This is a genomic window from Actinomycetota bacterium, from assembly GCA_040757835.1.
In the GTDB taxonomy this organism is placed as follows: Bacteria; Actinomycetota; Geothermincolia; order Geothermincolales; family RBG-13-55-18; genus SURF-21.
The window spans coordinates 71,431-91,402 of record JBFLWJ010000014.1; the positions used below are offsets into that span (position 1 = coordinate 71,431).

21 protein-coding genes and 1 pseudogene are annotated in these 19,972 nt (G+C 60.3%); 14 read left to right on the forward strand and 8 right to left on the reverse strand.

What is annotated here, in order from left to right; translation table 11 throughout:
• Positions 1-5: 5 nt before the first annotated feature.
• From AB1384_11530 to AB1384_11550, 5 genes are all read left to right on the forward strand, one after another.
• On the forward strand, positions 6-1,169 hold the full coding sequence (locus tag AB1384_11530; protein MEW6554904.1) for a dihydrolipoamide acetyltransferase family protein: 1,164 nt from the start codon (positions 6-8) through the stop codon (positions 1,167-1,169).
• A gap of 109 nt (positions 1,170-1,278) precedes the next feature.
• Positions 1,279-1,677: a hypothetical protein gene (locus AB1384_11535; GenBank protein ID MEW6554905.1), complete on the forward strand. Its 399-nt coding sequence runs from the start codon at positions 1,279-1,281 to the stop codon at positions 1,675-1,677.
• A 4-nt stretch (positions 1,678-1,681) separates the two neighbouring features.
• Entirely contained in the window at positions 1,682-2,509 is an 828-nt protein-coding gene (locus tag AB1384_11540) for a tetratricopeptide repeat protein (protein ID MEW6554906.1), read from the forward strand.
• 21 nt (positions 2,510-2,530) lie between these two features.
• On the forward strand, positions 2,531-2,953 hold the full coding sequence (locus tag AB1384_11545) for a hypothetical protein (GenBank protein MEW6554907.1): 423 nt from the start codon (positions 2,531-2,533) through the stop codon (positions 2,951-2,953).
• 319 nt (positions 2,954-3,272) lie between these two features.
• Positions 3,273-4,343, forward strand: a complete 1,071-nt coding sequence (locus AB1384_11550) for a 4Fe-4S binding protein (GenBank protein ID MEW6554908.1) — start codon at positions 3,273-3,275, stop codon at positions 4,341-4,343.
• A 125-nt stretch (positions 4,344-4,468) separates the two neighbouring features.
• Here the strand turns inward: AB1384_11550 and AB1384_11555 are convergent, their stop codons facing one another.
• Positions 4,469-5,524, reverse strand: coding sequence for a phosphoribosylaminoimidazolesuccinocarboxamide synthase (locus AB1384_11555; protein MEW6554909.1), 1,056 nt, complete (start codon positions 5,522-5,524; stop codon positions 4,469-4,471).
• Positions 5,525-5,621: 97 nt separating this feature from the next.
• A complete protein-coding gene (gene pncB, locus AB1384_11560; protein ID MEW6554910.1) occupies positions 5,622-6,803 on the reverse strand; it encodes a nicotinate phosphoribosyltransferase in 1,182 nt (393 codons plus the stop codon).
• Positions 6,804-6,969: 166 nt separating this feature from the next.
• Here pncB and AB1384_11565 point away from each other — a divergent pair, with 166 nt between their 5' ends.
• Together AB1384_11565 and AB1384_11570 are read left to right on the forward strand one after the other, a co-directional pair.
• A complete protein-coding gene (locus AB1384_11565) occupies positions 6,970-7,794 on the forward strand; it encodes an SDR family oxidoreductase (GenBank protein ID MEW6554911.1) in 825 nt (274 codons plus the stop codon).
• Between the two features lie 31 nt (positions 7,795-7,825).
• Positions 7,826-8,701, forward strand: a complete 876-nt coding sequence (locus tag AB1384_11570; GenBank protein ID MEW6554912.1) for an amidohydrolase family protein — start codon at positions 7,826-7,828, stop codon at positions 8,699-8,701.
• Here AB1384_11570 and AB1384_11575 read toward each other — a convergent pair whose 3' ends face one another.
• Entirely contained in the window at positions 8,702-9,937 is a 1,236-nt protein-coding gene (locus AB1384_11575) for a zinc ribbon domain-containing protein (protein MEW6554913.1), read from the reverse strand.
• A gap of 480 nt (positions 9,938-10,417) precedes the next feature.
• Here AB1384_11575 and AB1384_11580 point away from each other — a divergent pair, with 480 nt between their 5' ends.
• The 5 genes from AB1384_11580 to AB1384_11600 all read left to right on the forward strand — a co-directional run bounded on the left by AB1384_11580 (position 10,418) and on the right by AB1384_11600 (position 13,616).
• Positions 10,418-11,323, forward strand: coding sequence for an alpha/beta hydrolase (locus tag AB1384_11580; GenBank protein MEW6554914.1), 906 nt, complete (start codon positions 10,418-10,420; stop codon positions 11,321-11,323).
• Between the two features lie 240 nt (positions 11,324-11,563).
• Positions 11,564-11,827, forward strand: coding sequence for a hypothetical protein (locus AB1384_11585; GenBank protein ID MEW6554915.1), 264 nt, complete (start codon positions 11,564-11,566; stop codon positions 11,825-11,827).
• Between the two features lie 32 nt (positions 11,828-11,859).
• Positions 11,860-11,994 carry a hypothetical protein gene (locus AB1384_11590; GenBank protein MEW6554916.1) on the forward strand — a complete coding sequence of 45 codons (135 nt, stop codon included), beginning with the start codon at positions 11,860-11,862 and terminating at the stop codon, positions 11,992-11,994.
• 60 nt (positions 11,995-12,054) lie between these two features.
• Complete coding sequence (locus AB1384_11595) at positions 12,055-12,561, forward strand: hypothetical protein (GenBank protein ID MEW6554917.1); 507 nt, start codon at positions 12,055-12,057, stop codon at positions 12,559-12,561.
• Between the two features lie 56 nt (positions 12,562-12,617).
• A complete protein-coding gene (locus AB1384_11600; protein MEW6554918.1) occupies positions 12,618-13,616 on the forward strand; it encodes a carbon-nitrogen hydrolase family protein in 999 nt (332 codons plus the stop codon).
• A 76-nt stretch (positions 13,617-13,692) separates the two neighbouring features.
• Here the strand turns inward: AB1384_11600 and AB1384_11605 are convergent, their stop codons facing one another.
• The 4 genes and pseudogenes from AB1384_11605 to AB1384_11620 form a co-directional block, all read right to left on the reverse strand.
• On the reverse strand, positions 13,693-13,821 hold the full coding sequence (locus AB1384_11605) for a hypothetical protein (GenBank protein MEW6554919.1): 129 nt from the start codon (positions 13,819-13,821) through the stop codon (positions 13,693-13,695).
• Between the two features lie 41 nt (positions 13,822-13,862).
• Positions 13,863-14,252 (reverse strand): annotated as a pseudogene (locus AB1384_11610) (SDR family NAD(P)-dependent oxidoreductase).
• Entirely contained in the window at positions 14,188-15,540 is a 1,353-nt protein-coding gene (locus AB1384_11615) for a phenylacetate--CoA ligase family protein (protein ID MEW6554920.1), read from the reverse strand. The pseudogene AB1384_11610 and the gene AB1384_11615 overlap by 65 nt, the downstream one beginning before the upstream one ends.
• 385 nt (positions 15,541-15,925) lie before the next feature.
• Positions 15,926-17,191, reverse strand: a complete 1,266-nt coding sequence (locus tag AB1384_11620; protein ID MEW6554921.1) for a 4Fe-4S binding protein — start codon at positions 17,189-17,191, stop codon at positions 15,926-15,928.
• A 274-nt stretch (positions 17,192-17,465) separates the two neighbouring features.
• Here AB1384_11620 and AB1384_11625 point away from each other — a divergent pair, with 274 nt between their 5' ends.
• Positions 17,466-18,266 carry a 2-oxo acid dehydrogenase subunit E2 gene (locus AB1384_11625; protein MEW6554922.1) on the forward strand — a complete coding sequence of 267 codons (801 nt, stop codon included), beginning with the start codon at positions 17,466-17,468 and terminating at the stop codon, positions 18,264-18,266.
• An 83-nt stretch (positions 18,267-18,349) separates the two neighbouring features.
• Positions 18,350-18,889: a methyltransferase gene (locus AB1384_11630; protein MEW6554923.1), complete on the forward strand. Its 540-nt coding sequence runs from the start codon at positions 18,350-18,352 to the stop codon at positions 18,887-18,889.
• Between the two features lie 112 nt (positions 18,890-19,001).
• On the opposite strand, the gene AB1384_11635 is transcribed toward AB1384_11630, so the two are convergent.
• On the reverse strand, positions 19,002-19,748 hold the full coding sequence (locus tag AB1384_11635) for a class I SAM-dependent methyltransferase (GenBank protein ID MEW6554924.1): 747 nt from the start codon (positions 19,746-19,748) through the stop codon (positions 19,002-19,004).
• Positions 19,749-19,972 lie beyond the last annotated feature (224 nt).

The following is a 19,972-nucleotide window of genomic DNA, read 5'->3' on the forward strand; positions in this document are numbered from 1 at the left end:
AGCTGATGGATGTCGTTATCCTGCCCAGGCTGGGGGTCACAATGACCTCCGCGATCATCGTCGCCTGGGAGAAAAAGGAAGGCGACCACGTGGACAAGGGCGAGCTGCTGGTGGTGATCGAGTCCGAGAAGGCCACCATCGACCTGGAGTCGCCCTACGAAGGTTACCTGCGCGTGATCCTGGTGGAGGAGGAGTCGGAAGCGCAGGTGGGCGAGCCCATCGCCATCATCGCCGCGCAGGACGAAGAGGTCGACGTGGGAGAGGTGTTGCGCAAATGGGAGGTCGAAAAAGCGGTCAAGGAAGTGGGCGCTATACCGGCTCCCGCTCCGGCGAACGTCGTTATGCCGCCACCCTCAAAGGTCAAGGCGGCCGCCCCGTTCGGCGCCAGGGTCTCCCCGCGGGTGAAGAAGCTGGCGGAGGAGTTGGGCGTGGACCTGTTGGCGGTGGCGGGCACGGGACCGGACGGCGTGATCACCGAAAAGGACGTGCGCGCGGCGGCGGCCGGCCCCGCCATAAAGGCGAGGGTCAAGCTCAACCAGGTACGCAAAGCCATGTCCGCGCGCATGCTCTCCAGCTGGCAGAACATCCCGCAGTTCACCCAGATGGCCACGGTCAATGCGGTGAACCTGCTGCGGGCGAAAGAGGGCATGGAGGGGGTCTCCATCAACGACCTGGCAGTGAAGGCGGTTGCGGACGCAGCGGCCAAGAACCCCGAGGTGAACAGCAGCTTCGAGGGCGACACCGTGACCATCTACGAGGACGTAAACGTCTCCGTGGCCATGGCCACCGAGCAGGGGCTGGTGGTCCCGGTGATCAAGAACGCCGACCGCAAGACGGTGCAGGAGATCGGCCGGGAGATACGGGGCCTGCAGGAACGGGCGGCCGCCGGGCAGCTCACGAACGAGGACCTCTCCGGCGGCACCATCACCGTCTCCAACCTGGGTTTCTACGGAGTGGAGACGGGCACGCCCATCATCAACCCGCCCCAGAGCTGCATGGTCTTCGTGGGCTCCATCCGCAAGGCCGCTGTGGTAGGGGAGGAGGAGGAGATACGGGTGGCGCCGGTGCTGGAGCTGTCCATCGCCTACGACCACCGTTTCATCGATGGCATGACCGCCTCCCGCTTCACCACCGGTCTCAAAGTGGAGCTGGAGAGCATCCCTCACTGAGCGCGGGCGATCCCCCCGGGAGGAGCCAGTCCGTATGGTAAGCTCCCCGGCCTGCCTTATAATCAAACAGGGCGCTTACTGGATGGTACTGCGAAGAGCGGGGGTGGCTATGGATTGTGCGAATTGCGGCAAACCGGTGATGGAGGGCAGGGAATTCTGCAACTACTGCGGGGCATCCCTTAAACCACCTGTGGGAGTGGAGGGCTATCTGCAGCTTCCGGGCCAGCCGCCCCCCTCCGTACAGGCGCAGGGAAAGAAACCATTGAGCACCGGGAAGATAGTGGCCATCGTCCTTCTGGCGGTACTCTGTTTCGGATGCGTCTCGAGCGCCATCGGTTCGATCATCGCCTATAGACGGGGCAACACCAAGAGCGCCACGGAGTATTTCAACGAAGCACAATCTCATGCCACCAATAAAGAATTCGCAGAGGCCATAGCGGACTGCGACAAAGCCATCAAGGAAGAAAAGGACTTCGTTGCGGCCTATGAGTTGAGGGGGGGGCTGTAAGTACATGTTGGGCCACTACGATGAGGCCCTGGCGGATTACAATAGAGCAATAGACATCAATCCGGAGCTGGCCGAGCTGTATCTGCTTCGCGCGAATTCCCGCATCGAATTGGAGCAGGGAGAGGAGGCTCTGGACGACTGTGAAAGATCCATGAGTTTGGGTCTTGATGTAGCCGAGACCTACTTTATCAGGGGGAAGGCGTATTTGTTGTTGGATAGATACGAAGAATCCTTATTGGATTTGAACAAGGCGGTTGAGCTGGCGCCCAATAATGGGGGCTGCTATATAGTGAGAGCAGCGCTATACAAGGAGATGAAGGATTATGAAAAGGAGATCGCAGATCTGAACAGAGCCATAGAGATCGACCCGACTTCAGATCTCGCATATATAACTCTTGGCTCCGCATATATTGACGTGAGGCAATATGAAACAGCAATAGAGAACCTCGACCGCGCGATCGAGATCAATCCGGAAAGCAACGAGGCATTCAGCACCCGCGCATATTGCCGTAATTCCATCGGACATTATGAGGAAGCGATCGGAGATGCAAACCAGGCGATAGCTATCGACCCGGATTACGCGAACCCTTATACACATCGTGGATATGCATATGCAATGACCGGAAGGTATGAAGAAGCCCTTGCCGACTTCGATAGATCGATCGAACTCGATCCCGAGTACGCCAGGGCGTATAAGAGCCGTGGGATCGCCTATTACCTGATGGCCGAGAACGACAAGGCCATCGCCGACCTCGAAAGAGCCATTGAGCTCGATCCGGAGATAGAGGAAGCGAGGGAATACCTGCAGAAGATGGGGGTGCCTGGATACTGATGGCGTCGTGTGGAGATGGATATGGGCGTGCGTAAGAAGCTGTTCCTTCTCCTCGGGAGCGCCTACGGACTCATGTGCCGGGTGCCGGTCGTCGGCGAACCTCTGGTCAGGGGATTCTGCCGGGCCATGGGCTTCATGGGCAACCGCGTGCCCGGCGGGATGAAGTGGAAGGGGTCCATGGCCGAACTGCAGAGGGACCTGGTAGAGGTCTTCGGCCGGCTGGACATAGATTTCTCGGCGATGAACCAGGATGAGGAGAGCATAGAACTGATACTGTCCTCCTGCCCGTACGGCTTCCGCAGCCCCGGGCACGCGCAGGCCTGCGACGCAGCCATGGACATGGACCGCAACATGTTCAGCCACTGCGGCTGCGACCTGACCATCGAGACCCGCTTGCCTCACGGGGACCCGGTCTGCAGGGTCCTTATCCGCAGGAAAGCCTGAGACCACTCCCGTCACCTTCGTCCGGCGACTACTACCGGTTGACAGAGGGCATGAGATGGCTCGAAGGTTGTATTATTCTGGTAGCACTGCTGGAGATTGGTCAGCTTTACATCACTTCTTGAAGGCGTATATTTAGTTTATCGGGGGCTATGTTCTCACCGCGACAGGCATACGCGATACGTCAACTGATTCCATCAATGCGGGGCATCTCGCTGGATGCTCACTTTGGGCCGATACACGGCTGCTGTCGTGAAGATGAACCCGGAGGGTGCCCCGAGGATGTCTCCGGGAGAGGTATTGCGAGGAAAGGAGAACGGTCATGGCCGAGGTCGTTGAGGAAAAGGACATCTACGAGCGATTGCGCGAGTTCGTGGATGCGATGCCGGGTGGTTTCCCGGCCACGGAGAACGGCGTGGAGTTGAAGATCCTCAAGAAACTCTTCGCGCCCGAAGACGCGGTTATGGCCTTGTGTTTGAGCCGCCAGACGGAGCCGGTGGAGTCAATAGCCGAACGCTGCGGCATGGAGGTCGTGGAGGTCGAAGGCAGGCTCGAATCCATGGCCGCCAGGGGGCTGATATTCAAACAGGTCCAGGAGGGTAGAGCCCTCTACCGCGCGGAGCAGTACGTCGTCGGGATCTACGAGTTCCAGATACCCACCATGGACAGAGAATTCGCGGAGATGATGGAAGAGTACTTTCTCTACCTTGGTATGCCGATGCTGGCCAACCCCACGAAGCAGTTACGCACCATACCGGTGCATTCGGCCCTGGAGATGGCCCCGGCGGTCGCCGCCTACGACCGCGTGAGGGAACTGGTGAAGGAACAGGAGACGATAGTCATAAATGACTGTGTCTGCCGCAAGCAGCAGCGACTGCTGGGAAGCGAGTGCGGCCGCCCCTTCGAGGGATGCCTGGGATTCGGCCCCATGGCCGAGTTCTACCTTGAAAGGGGACTGGGGCGCAGGGCGAGCGTCGAGGAGGCGCTTGAGTTGCTGGACCACTCGGAGGAAGCTGGGCAGGTGCTGCAGCCCAACAATGCGCAGCACATCGATTTCGTCTGTTCCTGCTGCTCTTGTTGCTGCGGGGTGCTCAAGAACCTCAAGCTCTTCCCTAACCCGGCGGAGTTCATCGAGTCCTCCTATCAGGCGCAGAAGGACAGGGAAAAGTGCGTGGAATGTGAAACCTGCATGGAGCGCTGCCCCATGGATGCCATCGTCGTGGCCGGGGAGGAGATGCGGGTCGACCCAGCCAGGTGTATCGGGTGCGGCGTATGCGTGCCGTCGTGTCCCGAGGAGGCGATATCACTGGTGCCTAAGGAAGGCGCCCTCGTCCCTCCCATGAACGGTGATGAGTTGTTGGACCGGATCTTGGTTGAGAGAGGGCTGGTCTGACAAGGCCGGCCTTCATCTATGGAAGCATGGGGGCGAGTGCTCCCGCCCTTCCGCTCTTGTTGATCCGGGCTCGCCGGAGCTGCCATCTTTTTAGATGTAGGCCAGCCGGGCTGTGTCTTTACCGGCTAACGGCCCAGGAGCCCCTCGATGGCGGCGAGGACGTCCGCCAGTGGCGGGACATCGAACCAGCGGCGTCCCGCCAGGTCGTTGGCGTAGGCTTGGTACAGCTCCGATATGGCCTTCGCCAGCTCCGGGGGCAGTGGGTCCGGCACCGACTTCACCAGCGGCTTCCAGTCCACCTTGCTCTTCTTCTTGGCCTCCTCGGTGTCGCGGTGCCAGTCCGTGCCCCGGTAGTGGATGCGGGCGATCTCCTTGCTGACCGGGAGCCCCTTGTAGGAGAAGCGGCATTCGTCCAGGGTGCCCAGGGCGTCGACCAGCACCAGGTCGCGCTTTCCGTCGAAGCCGAACTCCACCTTGCCGTCCTCGTTGAAGAGCCCGAGCCGTCCTGTCTCGCGCGTGATCATATCGTTCAGGAGCAGCACCGTCCGCTGCATCTCCTCCGTCTCGCCAGCATCCATGCCGCTTATCCTGCCTGCCTCCTCCCAGTCGATATAGCGGTCGCTGGACTCCAGCTTGGTGGAGACGTCGAGCATGGGCCGGTCAAGCACCTGGCCGGGCTCGGGCATCGCGTCCAGGCCGAGGTCGGCCGGGCTTATGCTGCCCTCCCGCAGCCGCTTGAAGACCGAGGAACCGCCCGGCAGGGAGTTGCGGTACATCACCTCCAGCGGGATGAGGAAGTTAACCCGCTCCTCCTCATAGGCGGAGTAGTCGTAGGCGCCGCCCCGCACCACCGGCTCTATCACCCTTACCAGCCTGACCTCCATGGTGTCCCCGGGCTCCTTCAGTTCAGAGGTCCTTTTGGCCACCCCGTCCTCGACGATCCCCGCGTAGTGCGTCTTCACGCCCTGCTCTTCCAGCCTCTCGAAGAAGTAGGCGGAGGCCATGCAGATGGCCTTGCCCTTTCCCGCGATAAGGTCGGGCATCTCGCCCCAGTCGAAGACCGAGTAACGGTCGGAGTAGACGAAGCGGCCCAGGCCGGCCTCGCTGCCCTCAGGCTTCTTCAGAACGGTCAAGTCCTTGACGCTGCCCATGGCGGATGAACCTTTCTCGCGCCGCTCCACCTCCACCCGGAGGGCGGGAGCGGAACGGATACCGTTTTCCTAAGCTACCAGAAAAGATGCGGCGTGGGTACCCTCCGCCGGGGCCGTCCCGCGGCGCTCAACCGTCCAGGAAGAGGGTATGCCTCGCCAGTTGGATGGTCTCCAGGTTCCCCGTGTATTTGCCCTCCACGTCGGAGATCTTGACCGCGTCCACCCAGCGCTCCGAGCCCTTGAAAGGCTGGCAGGCCACCATCTTGATGACCATGTTCAGGGGCTTCACCCCCACGTCGTTGGTGAGGAAGGTACCGATGCCGTAGGTGTCCTTCACCCGGCCCGCGCAGGCCTCGTGGATGGACTTCGCCAGCTCAAGGTCGAGGGAGTCCGAGAAAACGATGGACTTGCCCGCGGGATCGATGCCGAGGCTCTGGTAGTGCGCGATGGCGCTCTCGAGAAATGTGAATGGATCGCCGGAATCCTGCCTGACGCCATCGAAGACCTTGGCAAAGTAGGTGTCGAAGGCGTAGAAGAAGTTCTCCGTCCCGAAGGTGTCGGTGAGGGCGATGCCCAGCTCGCCCTTGTAGACCTCGAGCCAGCGCTCCAGGGCGATCTGGTTGGCAACCCGGAAACCGTACTTGGCGGAGTGGAACTGGAACCATTCGTGTGCCTGGGTGCCGATGGGAGTCAGGCCGTGGAGGTGGGCGAGGTGGACGTTGCTGGTGCCCAGCAGATACTCACCGGCCTCCATGAGGTCGGGGATGAGCATTGCGTGGTTGCGGTACGAGAAGCGCCTGCGGGTGCCGAAGTCCACGAAGCGGATGCCGTTGTCCACGAAGAAGCGCGCCTTCCCGCGGTTGAGTTCGTGGATCTTCTTCTCCGGGTAGGACTTCTCATTCTCCCCGGTCATCTCGAAGTAGAGCTCGCTGATGAGCGCCATCAGGGGCACTTCCCACAGGATGGACGTGTACCAGTAACCCTCGATGGTGATGGTCAGCTCCCCACCCCTCTGGCTTATGGCGACCTCGTCGGGGTCGAAGCGGTATGCCTCCAGCAGATCGAGGTAGACGGGGTGGAAGTAACCGCACTTGTCCGCCAGCCATGCCTTCTCGTCCTCGCTGAGTCTGAGCTTCTTCATGGCCTTGACATACTTCTTGAGTTCTCTCGAGAAACCGCGCGGAAAAGGGGTGTCGCCGCGGTTTATGAAGCTGTAGCGCGCCCTCACCCGCGGGTAGAACTGGCATACCGCCTGCTGCATGGTCAGCTTGTAGAGGTCGGTGTCGAGGATGCTCTGAGGTCCGTCCATCTCTACCCCCTGATCGCTATATGCCGGCTTGCCAATATATTATCACCAACCATGGCACACTTGGTGTCTGCCCCGGCCCCTGCCTGCCGGCGCTGGCGGGCCGATTGTCAAACCTGGACCGCGGATATATCCTTTTCTTGGTCGTGCATTCGGAGGGGAGGCCGGGATGAAAGTCAGGGATTTCGAGGGCAAGAACATATATATAGTGGGCGGCTCCAGCGGTATCGGCCTGTCCACGGGCGAGCTGCTCGCGCAGCGGGGCTCCAACGTCATCGTCTTTGCCCGCGGCAGGGAACGCCTGGAGGAGGCGCTGGCCCGGATCAGGGCGAAGGCCGGGAGCGAGCGGCAGCGCTTCGCCTGCAAGCAGCTGGACATCTGCGACCGCGAGGCGGTGGAAAAGGTCATGGCCGAGGCGGTGGAGGAGTTCGGCCCCCCGGACATCCTCATCAACTCAGCCGGCCGCGCCCTCCCCGATTACTTCGAGAACATCAGCTACGAACAGCTGGACGACTCCATGAAGCTGCACCTCTACGGCAACTGGAACACCATCAAGTCCCTCCTGCCCTACCTGAAGCAGAGAAAGGGGTACATCGTCAACGTGAGCTCCGCCGTGGCTTTCGTCGGCGTGTTCGGGTACACGGACTATGCGGCCTCCAAGTTCGCCCTCATGGGCCTGACCGAGTCCCTGAAGAGCGAGCTGAAGCCCTGTGGAGTAGGGGTATCCATACTGTGTCCACCGGACACGGATACACCCGGTTTCGAGGTGGAGAACCGCAACAAGCCCCCGGAGACCGCGGCCGTGAGCGAAGGAGGCGGACTCATGCAGCCCGATGAGGTCGCGAAGGCCCTCATCAAGGGGATGGAAAAGGGCAAGTTCGTCATCGCGCCGGGATCGGCGAAGACCATCTACCTGCTCAAGCGGTTCTTTCCCTGGCTGGTGGACATGGTTATGGACCAGGGCATCAGGAGAGCCCAGAAGAGCAAGGATTAGGAAGTAGAAGACGGTATCGGGAGGTAGTGCCGTGATCATCGATTGCCATATCCATTTCGATCCCGAGATATTGAGCCTGGAGAGGATGCTCGCCTGCATGGACGAACACGGCATCGACAAGGCCGCGCTCATCCCCACCATGGTCGAGCCCTTCTATCTGGACAGCAGAGCAAAGGCGGGTGCGGGCGACCTGCTGCGCTACCTGCTCATCCGCGCCAACACCCTGGGGCAGCTGTTCTATTCCACCACCATCGACAAGAAGGGCAATTTCGTGCTGCTGGGCAGGAAGTTCCGCATCTACGAAAAGCCGGATAACGCCCCGGTGGCGGAGGCGGTGGAGAAGCACCCCGACCGGTTCATGGGCTGGATCTTCGTGAACCCCGCAGCGGCTGGAGACCCCATCGAGGAGATCGAGAAGTGGAGTTCCCGGCCGGGCATGATCGGGGTCAAGGCGCATCCCTTCTGGCACCGCTATGCCATCAGCAGCCTGGACGGCGTCGCCTCCTGGTGCGAAGAGCACGGCTACCCCCTCCTCATCCACCTGGGTTGCCGCGAGGGCAGCGGGGACTACCAGAGGCTGCCGGAGAGATATCCCAGCCTCAGGGTCCTCTATGCCCACGCGGGCATACCGTACTACCAGAGGTTATGGGCGTATATCAAGGGCAGGGACAACGTTTATATCGACCTCTCCAGTCCCTATCTCAACCAGGACCTGGTGCGGAAGGCGGTCGATTTCCTTGGCGCGGAGAAATGCCTCTTTGGGACCGACGGCCCCTACGGCAGCCAGACCCCCGGCGGCGACTACGATTACGGCCTCATCAAGGGGTGGGTAGAGTCCCTGCCGCTCTCTGGCCAGCAGTCCGAGAAGGTCTTCAACACCAACTTCCTGAAGATCATCAAGACTTGATCAGAATCCGGGATACCAGGAGGGCGGGTCGTCGCCGGACCTTAAGGCCACCCCCTCCCAGCCTTGGGAGGTCTTTCTCATCACCACCCACGGGGCGTCAAGCTCCTGGTTGGTGCAGATGGCCGCTCCACACGCCTCGTCTCCTTTGATGAAGAGGCCGCTTATCTCGAACTCCAGGTCTCCTTCGGTCTCCTCCTCAACGTAGGCGAGCATGGCCTCCTCCACATTCGCCATCTTGTTCTCATACCAGGCGGGAGGGTCCCAGCCGGTGCCGAAGTCCACCCCTTCCCATTCGCCATCGACCTTCTCCATGAGTATGTACGGGACCTCGAGGTCCTCATTGGTGCAGAAGGCAACGGCGCACGCCTCGTCTCCCTTAGTGAAGATATTGTAGATCTCGAACTCAAGCCCTTCCGCCGAGTTCTCCTCCGCGTAGGCGAGCATGGCCTCCTCCAGCTTGGTCGTTCCCTTTTCTCTGCCATCGTCCTCGCCGTCTTCATTATCACCGCCGTTGTCCCCGTCCTCTCCATCGAAGTCCAGGTCCCCGAGTTCGTCAGGGTCGATGCCCGAATCCCTCAGGGCCTCGCCGGAGAGGTACCATTTTCCGTCCACCTTCACCAGCTGCGTGGGCTCCACCTCGCCGTCGGCCGCCTCTTCGGTGACCTTGTCGCCGTATTCATCGGTGTAGGTCACCGTGCCGTCGACGACGGTCACCACCGCCTCGTCGCCGTCGATCTCCGTCTCCATCTTCCGGATCTCTACTTTCAGGTCCTCGGGGAAAGCCGAGAAGAAATACTCCCCGAAGAAGACATCCAGGTTCTCTCCCAGGGCATCCTCCAGCTCTTCCCGGAACGACGGCTCGATCGTGTCCAGCAGCATATCTACGTCCTGTTTCTCGATGGCCTTGTAGAAGTTCTCCACCACCCGCTCCGGGCTGGAGGCATCGCTCCCGCCGTCGCCCCCGAAGACCACGAAGACCAGCACCAGGACGATGGCGACGACCGCCAGCACCCCGATACCGCCCAGCACCCAGGGCAGCGGTGATTTCTTCAGGGGAGCCGCGTAACCGCCGGGTGCCCCCCGGGGGGCTCCAGCGGGCGGTGGCGGTACGTAAGCCTGAGGTCCCGGTGGGGCGGGAGGCTGCGCCTGCACTGCCGCCCCGCGCAGGTCCGCCCCGCAGTAGCCACAGAAGTCACTGTTGTCGGCTATCTCTTTCCCGCATTCCCTGCAATACATCTTCAATCTCCTTCATGCACGTTTGCCGCACCTGTTGCGGAAGGCCAGCCCCTCCTGCAGTGGATTGCCGCAGACGGCGCAGAAGGCCTGGACCTGTAAAAGAGGGTGAAGGCGAGGCCGGAGACGGCCAGGCAGAAGAGCCAGGGGACCCGGTCCAGGGCGTCCTTCAGCATCGGAGTGGGGTTCAAGATCATGGCGAGGGCAGAGCGGAAGGAGAAAGAAACGCCCGTACCGGTCGCTTCCACCTGTTCGCTCCCTTCGCCGTACTGTCCCTGGTTGTGGATTGGCACGCCTAATGATACCTCAAGCCGTGCAAGCGTTTCCAGCGCAGCATTTCATGCTCGATTATAATGTCTGAAAGGGCTGCACTCCATGGAAGCAAGTGCGCGGACGCACATGTATCCCGACGATGTCTTACTGCGATGGTGAGTGCATGCGTTAGTGATGGACCTGCTTGGATCAAGGGGATGAGGTGGTCATATGCCAAGCCTGAGAGGCAGCAGCGCGAAGGTGCTCGTCCGTACGCTCATGCTGCTGATGTTGGGGAGCCACGGCCCGGTGAAGTACCAGAGGTTTCTCTTCAACAGCGTGGTGCCCCTCCTGGCCTTGAAGGTCAAGGGAGTGGGGAGCGAGCCGGCGGATGTTCCCGGCATACCCGCGGAATGGCTGATTCCGGATAAAGCGGCGAGCGACAAGGTCCTGCTCTATCTCCACGGGGGCGGATACGTCATCGGCAACATCAACAGCCACCGCGCCATGGTCTCGCAGATCGCCATGGCCGCCGGGTGCCGGGCGCTGATGATCGAATACCGCCTGGCGCCCGAGCACAAGCTGCCGGCCGCGGTGGAGGACGCGGCCTCGGCCTACCGCTGGCTGCTGGCGCAGGGTTACGAACCGGGGAACGTCGTCATCGCCGGCGATTCCGCGGGGGGAGGCCTCACCGCGGCGACCCTTGTATATCTGCGGGACGCGGGCGACCCCCCTCCCGCCGCCGCCATGATGCTGTCTCCCTGGGCAGATCTCGAGGTGACAGGGGAGAGCTGCCGGACCGTGGGCAGGAGGGACCCCATGGTGAAATCCGACCACTTGAAGAGATGGGCGGTTATGTACCTGGGGGGCAAGGAACCCCGGGACCCCCTGGCTTCTCCCATCCATGCCGACCTGACCGGGCTTCCCCCACTGCTCATACACGTGGGTACCTGTGAGGTCCTGCTGGACGACGCCAGGCGGCTGGCGGAAAAGGCACGCGAGGACGGCGTGCCCGTCGAGCTGTACGAGTGCGACGGCATGTTTCACGTCTGGCAGTTCTTCTCGCCCATGGTCCCCGAGAGCAAGGATGCCGTCCAAAGGTTGGGCAGGTTCTACCGGGATAAGGTCGGGGTATAAGCCAGCTTCCCGGAGAGCAATATGGTCGGATTATTACCGGCGCAACCGCGGATTCACTCCCTGGGCGGTGATGCGCAGCGCTGGGTGAGCATAACCAGGAACCACTCCCAGCTGTACTTGGCCCCATTATATTCAATCGCCTCTTTGCCGATCGTCCGCATCTGCATGATCCCGCAGATAGAGATGTTGAGGGAGAGTCTAGATGTGAGGCAGGCCAAAGCGACCATGAAGGAGAGCGTGATGATGGTCAAGAGCAACTATCGCCGGGTGCTGTCGTTCTTCATGCTGCCCCGGTTACTTGGGTACGCTGCCTATTTCATGCTGGGACAATTCTGTCGTGGCCATATAGGAAACGTATATATCTCGATTTTGTTGATCATGGCATTCTCTTGTGTGGAGGGCGGTAGGGCATCGTTCATCGCAGCTGGTTTCAGCGAACTTTATAAACAGGCCGGAGGGATCAGATCAAGCCAAGAGAAGGAAGGGCTACTTGCGATTGAATGACAGCTCCCCCGGAAATCGCATCCTGCGGGATAATGCGGGAGTTCTTCGGCAAGAAGGGCTACAAGTACGGAAAATACCGGCAGTCCATCGAGTTTATCGTCGAGAACGGATACGCCGGGCTCATAGAGGCAGCAAGCAGCTGGAAAGGACCATACGGCAAGCTATAAGATATTGATGTCGGTCTTATCCGGTCTTGGTCGGTCAATACTCGCGGGGAGGGTGGCATCATGGCGGAACTCTCGGAGGAAATGGTCCATTTCGTCAGGCTCAGCTCGCTTTACAACCTGTCCAACGGCTGGTCCTGGTTCGCGTACAAGCGCGTTGGGCCGGAGGCCATCATCGAACTCGAGCTGGAGATGTGGGAGGACATGCTCCCCCCCGCGGTGGACCTCCTGTATCAGCTCATCCAGCCGGAAGGGACACCCATCGAACAGATAAAGCAGGTTCACAGGGAGATCACCAGGGTCAACGGCAACGTCCCGGAGTACCTGGAGGAGACGCCTGACTCCCTGAAGTGGCGGTACACCACGTGCGCCAACTGGAACTCCCTGCTCCAGTTGGGTTATGAGGACTACCTGGCCATGGAGGGAAAGCCGGCAAGGGTCTCCTGCATCCACGGCTGCACCAAGACCCACGAGATCTATTTCAGGAAGATCGCTCCCGGCCTTAAGATCGAGCACTTCGAGCTGAGGCCGGAAGCGGACGACACCTGCGTGTTCCAGGTGACGCTGTAGTATAAGGCAGCCGGTGGCGCGGAAACGCTTCACCAACGCAAACCCGGGGGGAGAACATGCTTAATCTGGGCATCGTGCAGATGAACGCCGAGCCGCTCAACGTGGAAGGGAACCTGCTCAAGGCGGAGCGGTTCGTCGCGAAGTGCGCCGCGGACGGCGCCCAACTGGTGGTGCTGCCGGAGATGTTCAATGTCGGCTTCCACCTGGGCGAGTCCCTGATGATGGTCGCCGAACCCCTGGACGGAAAGACCGTGCAGTGGATGCAGGAGCAGGCGTCCACCCACAACGTGTATATCACCGGGAGCTTCTACGAGCGCTGGGAGGAACACTTCTACAACACCATGGTCATGGTCGGCTACGACGGCAGCGTCCAGCACTACCGCAAGCGCAATCCCACCTGGTCCGAGTCGGCGGTGTGGCGCCGCAGCGAGGTGCCCGGCCCCGGCATATTCGACACCCCCTTCGGGCGCATCGGGGGCGTCATCTGCTTCGATTCCTTCTCGCGTGAGACCCATGAGGGTTTTGCGAACAGCGGGGTCGAGGCCGTGGTCATCGTCGCCTTATGGGGCGCCAACCGCACGCGGTCGTTCTTCTGGCGCCCCGACCTCCTGCTCAGCCGGGAAGGCCTTGTCCGCTGGTCCCGGCTGGCCTCGGAGGACGTCCCCCGCAATCACGCGAAGGCACTCGGGGTCCCGGTCGCCTTCGTCAACCAGAGCGGTACTATCCGCATGACCAGCCCCATCCCCTTCCCGGACTGGTCGGTACAGAACGGATTCTACGATTTTATTGGCAAGAGCCACGTCCGCGACGCCTCGGGCGAGGTCATCGCCAGGGTGGATGAAGGCGAGACCGACTCCTACTTGGTGGTACCTGTGGAGGTCAAAGCAGCGCAGAAAAGGCCGGAGGTAAGAAAGTCAAACATCTCCCCGGGCTACCTGGCCAAAGAGTACTATTTCGTGGAGCCGCCGTTAATCTGCAAGCTCTTCCAGGTCTGGTTCCTGAGTGGCCTGGTGCCAACGGAGTACGAGGCACGGCGCCTCCGCCACTTGTTCTGAAGAGACGAAGAGCGCTAACGGGCATGCTGGCTGGTGCCGGTGAGCAGTGGTTATGCTTGTGCTGTCGGCTCCGCGGTTATTCCGCGGACTGCTCTTTGACGATCGCCCGCCGGATGAGGGTAATGGCCAGCTCGAAGAGGTTGCCGTACATCCTCTCGTCCTCGTCGTTCTCCTCCTCGACAATGGCCATCTCCGGGAGTCCCACGGGCTGCCGCCTTGGAGGATGGATCTCCTGCCGTTGTTGACCAGGACGTCCACGCTGCCCCAGCTGCGGAAGAAATGGTCGGCCATGGCCTCCCAGTCTATGAGCACCCTCATGTCGAGTTCGTAGATCTCCCCGCTGCCGCCCGCCAGCTCGACCATGTGCAGCGTCTCACTGGCACCTTCGGTGTCGATGTCCACGATGCCGATGCGGCAGCCCTTACGCGCCAGCGCCAGCGCTCTTCCCAACCCGGAAGCCGCCCCCGTTATTACAACCTTCTTGCCGTCCAGTTTCATGTGGTTACTCCCCTCGATACGCAGTGCAAACGGTCGATCCACTCCCCGGCGGGGCCGTGCGAAACCGCTTCTCCTATTCCTCGTACAATTTTTCGAAGGTCTGTCCCTTGTAGGTCGAGCGCTCCAGCTCGCCGGCATCGACCCAGATGATCTCCGGGGTGAACTTGGCCTTGGTGTGGAAGGCCTCCTTCATCTCCTTCTCCAACTCGGGCAGCTTGTCCGCCGGAAAGTCCTCGCCGCGCTCGATCTTTACCTTCAGGGGAGGCACCACCAGCGGCGGCTTCTCGGTAAGCACGATACGGAACTGGCCGGTGACCCTGGGCACGAAGCCGCCCACTACGCTCTCCACCATGGTGGGATAGACGATGCACCCCTTCACTTTGAGCATGTCGTCTGTGCGCCCCACCACCTTGTAGCGGAAGCCGGTCTTGCCGCACGGGCAGGGGGATGTGAAGACCTGCTGGATGTCGCCCATGCTGGTGCGCAGCCAACTCATGCCGTCCCCCGCGAACACCGTTACCACCGCCTCGCCCTCAGCGCCGTCCTCCAGGGGTATAGACACCTTTGTATCCGGGTCCACCAGTTCCAGGAGGGCCATATCGTCACCGGTCCAGTGCATGCCCTGGTATTCCTCGTGGTCGCAAGATACGCCAAAGCCCGCCCCGGCGTCGAAGATGCGCGCCCCGAAGGCGGACTCGAGCCGGTTGCGCACCTCTGGTATGCCCGCCCCGGGCTCACCACCGCACAACAGGGTGTGGAAGCCCAGGTCCTTGGGGTCCCTGCCCTGCTCCCTGCACTTCTCGATGAGGTAGTCGGCCAGGGAGGGAGTCCCGGAGTATACGGTGCCGCGGAAGAGGGTCTGCATGAGCATGATGCGGTCGGTGCCCGATTCCGCGCCCACCGGGATGGCCATGCAGCCCAGTTTGTGCATGCCCATCATGGTGGGGATGCCGGCGATGACCATGGAGAGGGCGAAACAGAAGAGCACGCGGTCGTGGGAGCGTATGCCCGCCCGCCAGGCGCCCCTGACCATGGCCTCTCCCCACACTTCTTCCATGTCGTGCCAGGTCATGGGGTAGGGGGTGGGTATGCCCGTGGTGCCGGTGGTGGTGGCCATGATGCTGAGATCGTCCACGCTCACCGGCATGATCTGGTCCAGTACGGCCAGCAGGTCACCCTGGAATTCAAAGACCATGGTCCGCAGGCCTTCTTTATCGAAGAGGGGGATGGCCCTGGAGAAGTCCTCGAGGCTGCTTATCTTCTCGGGGACCACTCCCCACTCGTCGAACTTCTTCGTGTAGAAGGGAGCCCCATCGCAAAGCCGTCTCAGAAACACCTTTAATCTCTTGAGCTGTATCTCTCGCATCTCCGGGGTGTTCAGGATAGGCTCCATCTCCATATTCCAGTAGGGACGTTCCTCGCTCATGATCGCTTCCCCCTTTCAAGCGCCAGCCGCATCATCTCTCAATATGATAATCCACGAACCGGGCCAGTGACGTAAACGCCGATCTCAACATGAGGAAGATAGGGATGCCGGCATTATAGAGGTCCTGGCAATAAGATCCCATATTGATGCTGGGCAGTAGCGGTTGAGGAAGTCGTAGGTCTTGACGGCCTTGATGGCCTCCCGCTCGCAGATGGACATGCAGTCGTTGCACGCCATGCACTGCGGAAAGTGCGGATTGACCGCCAGCCTCCTCTCTTTCCACGCGCCCTCGATATGGAGCACGTCAGCAGGGCATGCCTTGGTGCAAAGGCCGCAGCAGTGAAGGAGCATGCCTGAGGAGTGATGATAACGGCCAGGAGACCATCTATTGTCTTTGCGCCTCGCTCTTGTATTTCCTGGTGACTTTCCATGCTTGTTTGAGGAAGCCCGGGGTCTGCTTCGCGATGAGCGAGAACATGTTTTTCGGCGGCTTACGGTAGTCGAGAGCGGGTACCATGGTCACCGCCTTCGCTTTCGTGCACGACACCATGCACAAGCCGCAACCTATACAGCGCTCCGGCGAACGGCTGTGTTTCTTGGCCCTGGTATCGACGGTAAGCGCGGCCGTGGGGCAGGCCTTGGCGCACTTGCCGCAATAGGTACAGAGGGAGGCATCTACCCGCGGGATGAAATGGGGCGGTGCGATGATGGTCGGGCAGTCGAACTCGGTCACCAGGCGGAAATTGTAGCAGCAGCAGGCACAGCAGGAGCAGGAGGCTTGCCCCTTGCTCTCCTGGATGTTGACGACCCAGCTCACCAGGCCGTTCGCGGCGGCCTCGGCCTTTATCTCCAGGGCATCCCTACGGCTTATCTCCGTATAGCGGCCCTCGCCCACCCCTTTCTCAACCCATTCCCCCATCAGCAGGCAGTTCGATAAGGGTTTGTCGCAGCCATTCCCCAGCACTCGCGCCGACATGCGGCACTGGCAATTGGTCACGCCGAACCGGTCATAGCTCTCCATGATCGTCTCGAGCTTATCGAAGGGTAACGCTACCTGGCTCGCCTGTATCGTCTCGCTCAGAGGGACTACCCGCGCCGAGCTCATCTGGTAGGCCTGCTGGTAATCGAGCATCCACCCGGTCATGAAGAGGTCCTCCCAGAGTTCGATGAAACGGAGGTGCCAATCGCTCAGGCTGTCCGGGTCGTAACCCATGAGGGTCTCCTCGAAGATCTCTCCGAGAACTCGCTTCAATCTATAACGCTTCCTGGCTCCGCTCCCACTACTCTTGATGGACCTCTTTTCGGTCTCCAGTTTGTGGAGGACCGCTTCCACCTCTTCAGCCGTTCTGCCCTCTACCCTGGCCAGATCCGCGCAGCTCGTGCCCCTGAAGGGATGCAAGTGGCGCACCAGGGCGGCCTCCTCCTCGGTCCATAAGTGCTGCACGAAGGCAACGAGTTCGTCGCACAGGGGCGGATTGTTCAGCAGTGGCGTGGATAGGGTCACGGCAGCGTCGATATGGGCCTTGGGGACCTGCGGGTAATCGCCGGGCAGCCGGGGACGCAGGTTGTGGGGTTTGGGATCGGTGGGGCGGATGATACCCTCTTCGACGACGACATAGCGCTTACCCTTGTTTTCGTTTTCGGACGACATGGTCAACTCCTTTGCGGTCCTCGCTGTACTGCAAGTCGGAGGCTCGCGGGCTCGAGGGCATCATGCCCCATGCTTTCAGGGAATCATAAAGGTGTCTGTCCCGCAAGGTCAGGCACCACTCCGTAGCAACGGGGTAGATGATGACTGCTACCCGCTTCCGCTCACGAAACCACTGCTGCACTCTCCCCGGCCCTATAAGTAGATGATAAAATCATGCCATTGAGGTTCAACGACGGTGAAGGTCGCTTTCACCATAGGGGCGCAGGAGCGCGACTTGCCTGAAACATATCGCAAGACGAGACTGCCGGCGACTCGTCTTCTGACCATCGCCGTTATGAACATCGGGGTGAAGGCCCACTACGTCAGCGGGTTTTTAGAGATAGACGTCACCGATGCCAGGCGGAGGATAAAAGAAGCAAAGAGCAGAGGTGATCGCATATCTTTCACGGGCTGGATCATGAAATGCGTGGCCTCGGCCGCCAAGGAGTTCCCTGAGATAAACGCGTACCGCAAGGGCCGGTACCTCTACATGTTCGAGACCGTGAACATGGGGATGATGGTCGAAAGGGAGTTGAAGGGAGAGAAGGTCCCCCTAGGCTGCGTGATCAAAGACTGTGACACGAAAAGCGTCAGGGATATCAGCCTAGAGATCGCAGAAGCCAAGGAGGGGGACACGGGAGATGAGCTTGTTATCGCTGATCGTAGATCGGCGAAGATCGCGAAATACGCCGTCATGCTGCCGAAACCCTTGCACAGCCTGGGGGCCCGCATCTTCTTCTGGGACCCCGTGAAGAACCACGCGAGGATGGGCACTATCGGCGTCACCGCCGTCGGTATGTTCGGAAGGTCGGGCGGCTGGCCGCTGCCCATCCCGAACGTGCATTCGCTCGCGCTCGCCGTGGGCGGCATATCCCGTAAGCCTCGCTATATCGGGGGAGGGGACGAGCTGGAGCCCCGCGACATGCTCGACCTGACGCTTATGTTCAACCACGATGTCATCGATGGTGCTCCAGCGGCGCGCTTCAGTGCCAGGCTCATCGAGATGATGGAAACGGCATACGGGCTCGAACGGTAAACCGGTAGTTCTACGACGGGTAAAAAGGAGCGGAAAGGAAGCTTTGCCCTATGGGTGAAAGAAGGTGTCGACCGATGGATCGTATGCCGGAAGAGAAAACGAGTTCTCAAGAAACAGTCCGGAAGAACGATTGCGAAATATCCATGACATATGGCGGTATCGGCCCCAAGCTGGCCCTGCTATGCCTGCCTTATATAATCCTCTCGATTGTCGTGATCATCAGGTATCCAGAATTCCTTGATCTCGGATTCCTCGATCACACCTTATTCCAGGTCATAGGCTTTATCTGGTTGGGGTTGGGGTTCGTCCTCTGGGTCACTTCGGCGGTCTTTTTCTTGATATACTTTAAGCACGGAAGGTTGATTACCAATGGTCCATATGCCCTTTGCAGAAACCCCATCTATTCCTCGTTGATCGTCTTTATAATACCTGCCCTGGGAATCATCTTTCATTCAGGCCTGATCTTCTCCATTGCGCTGGTCCTGTATGTCGGGTTCAAGATCTCTATTCACGGGGAAAACATCGTGCTGAGAAGGGCCTTTGGGGAAGAGTTTGGGAGATATGAGGAATCCGTCAACGAGCTCTTACCCTTTCCCCGTTTTCTTTTCAGGAGCGGGCATTAAGATCGGTCACCCATGTCGCGTGGCCGCAGCGCTATCGAGGAAAAAATACGGGTCACTATTGCTCCATACTAGCTCGCGCCTCTGCATGAAGGCCATGGATCCCTCGACGGCATCACCGCTTCATCAGCGCGAACACACCCCAGCCCAGGTATTCACGCGTGTAAGCGGCGTAGCGCTCGGGTTCCGTGGTCAGTTTGGCTCGAACGTCTTTCGCGAACTCGTCGTCGGGATTGGCTTCAAGCCATCGCCGCATGGTGAGCCATTTAGCCGCTTCGTATCTGTCCCAGCTGTCTTGGTCCGCTAAAACCATTTCCACGACGTCGTAGCCGAGGCGGCCGAAAGACGCGAGAAGTTCTGGAAGCGTCAGAAAGTCGGAGATCGAGCCGGCAAGACACCCCCTGGCAACATCTTCCGTCGGCGGCAGCTGCCGCCAGTAGGGCTCGCCGATGAGGATGATCCCCCCGGTGCGGAGGCTCTGCGCCAGAAGCTCGATGGTGCCAGCGACTCCACCGGCGATCCACGTGGCGCCGAGACAGGCTGCCACGCCGACCTTTTCGTCCGAGACGTAGCCGGCAGCATCGCCATGGATGAACTCGACTTGATCGGCGACGTCGAGTTCTTCAGCGCGGATTCTCGCCTGCTCGGTGTACAACTGGCTCATGTCGATGCCGGTGCCGATGACTCCGTGATCGCGTGCCCAGGTGCACAGCATCTCCCCCGAACCGCTTCCGAGGTCGAGCACCCGGGTCCCCGGTTCCAGGCGCAGTGCCGCTCCGAGAGTGGCGAGCTTTTCGGGCGTGAACGGGTTATGGATGCGATGTGCGCTTTCGGTGACGTTGAAGATCCGTGGAATGTCCATTTCGAGAAATCCCCCTATGGGTCTGAATGGACGCGCTTTATGTCTGCGCGGCCCCGATGTATACATCCTATCATCCCATATAGGATTGGAGCGTACGGGCCAAGTCCCGTCAAGTGGTGTATTAAGCTCCATCGTACCATCCCCCTCATGATGACAGCCTAGACGGCTGCCGGTACCAGTTCCTTCACCTCCTTCTCTACTATCTCTATGGCGTTCCCGTCGAT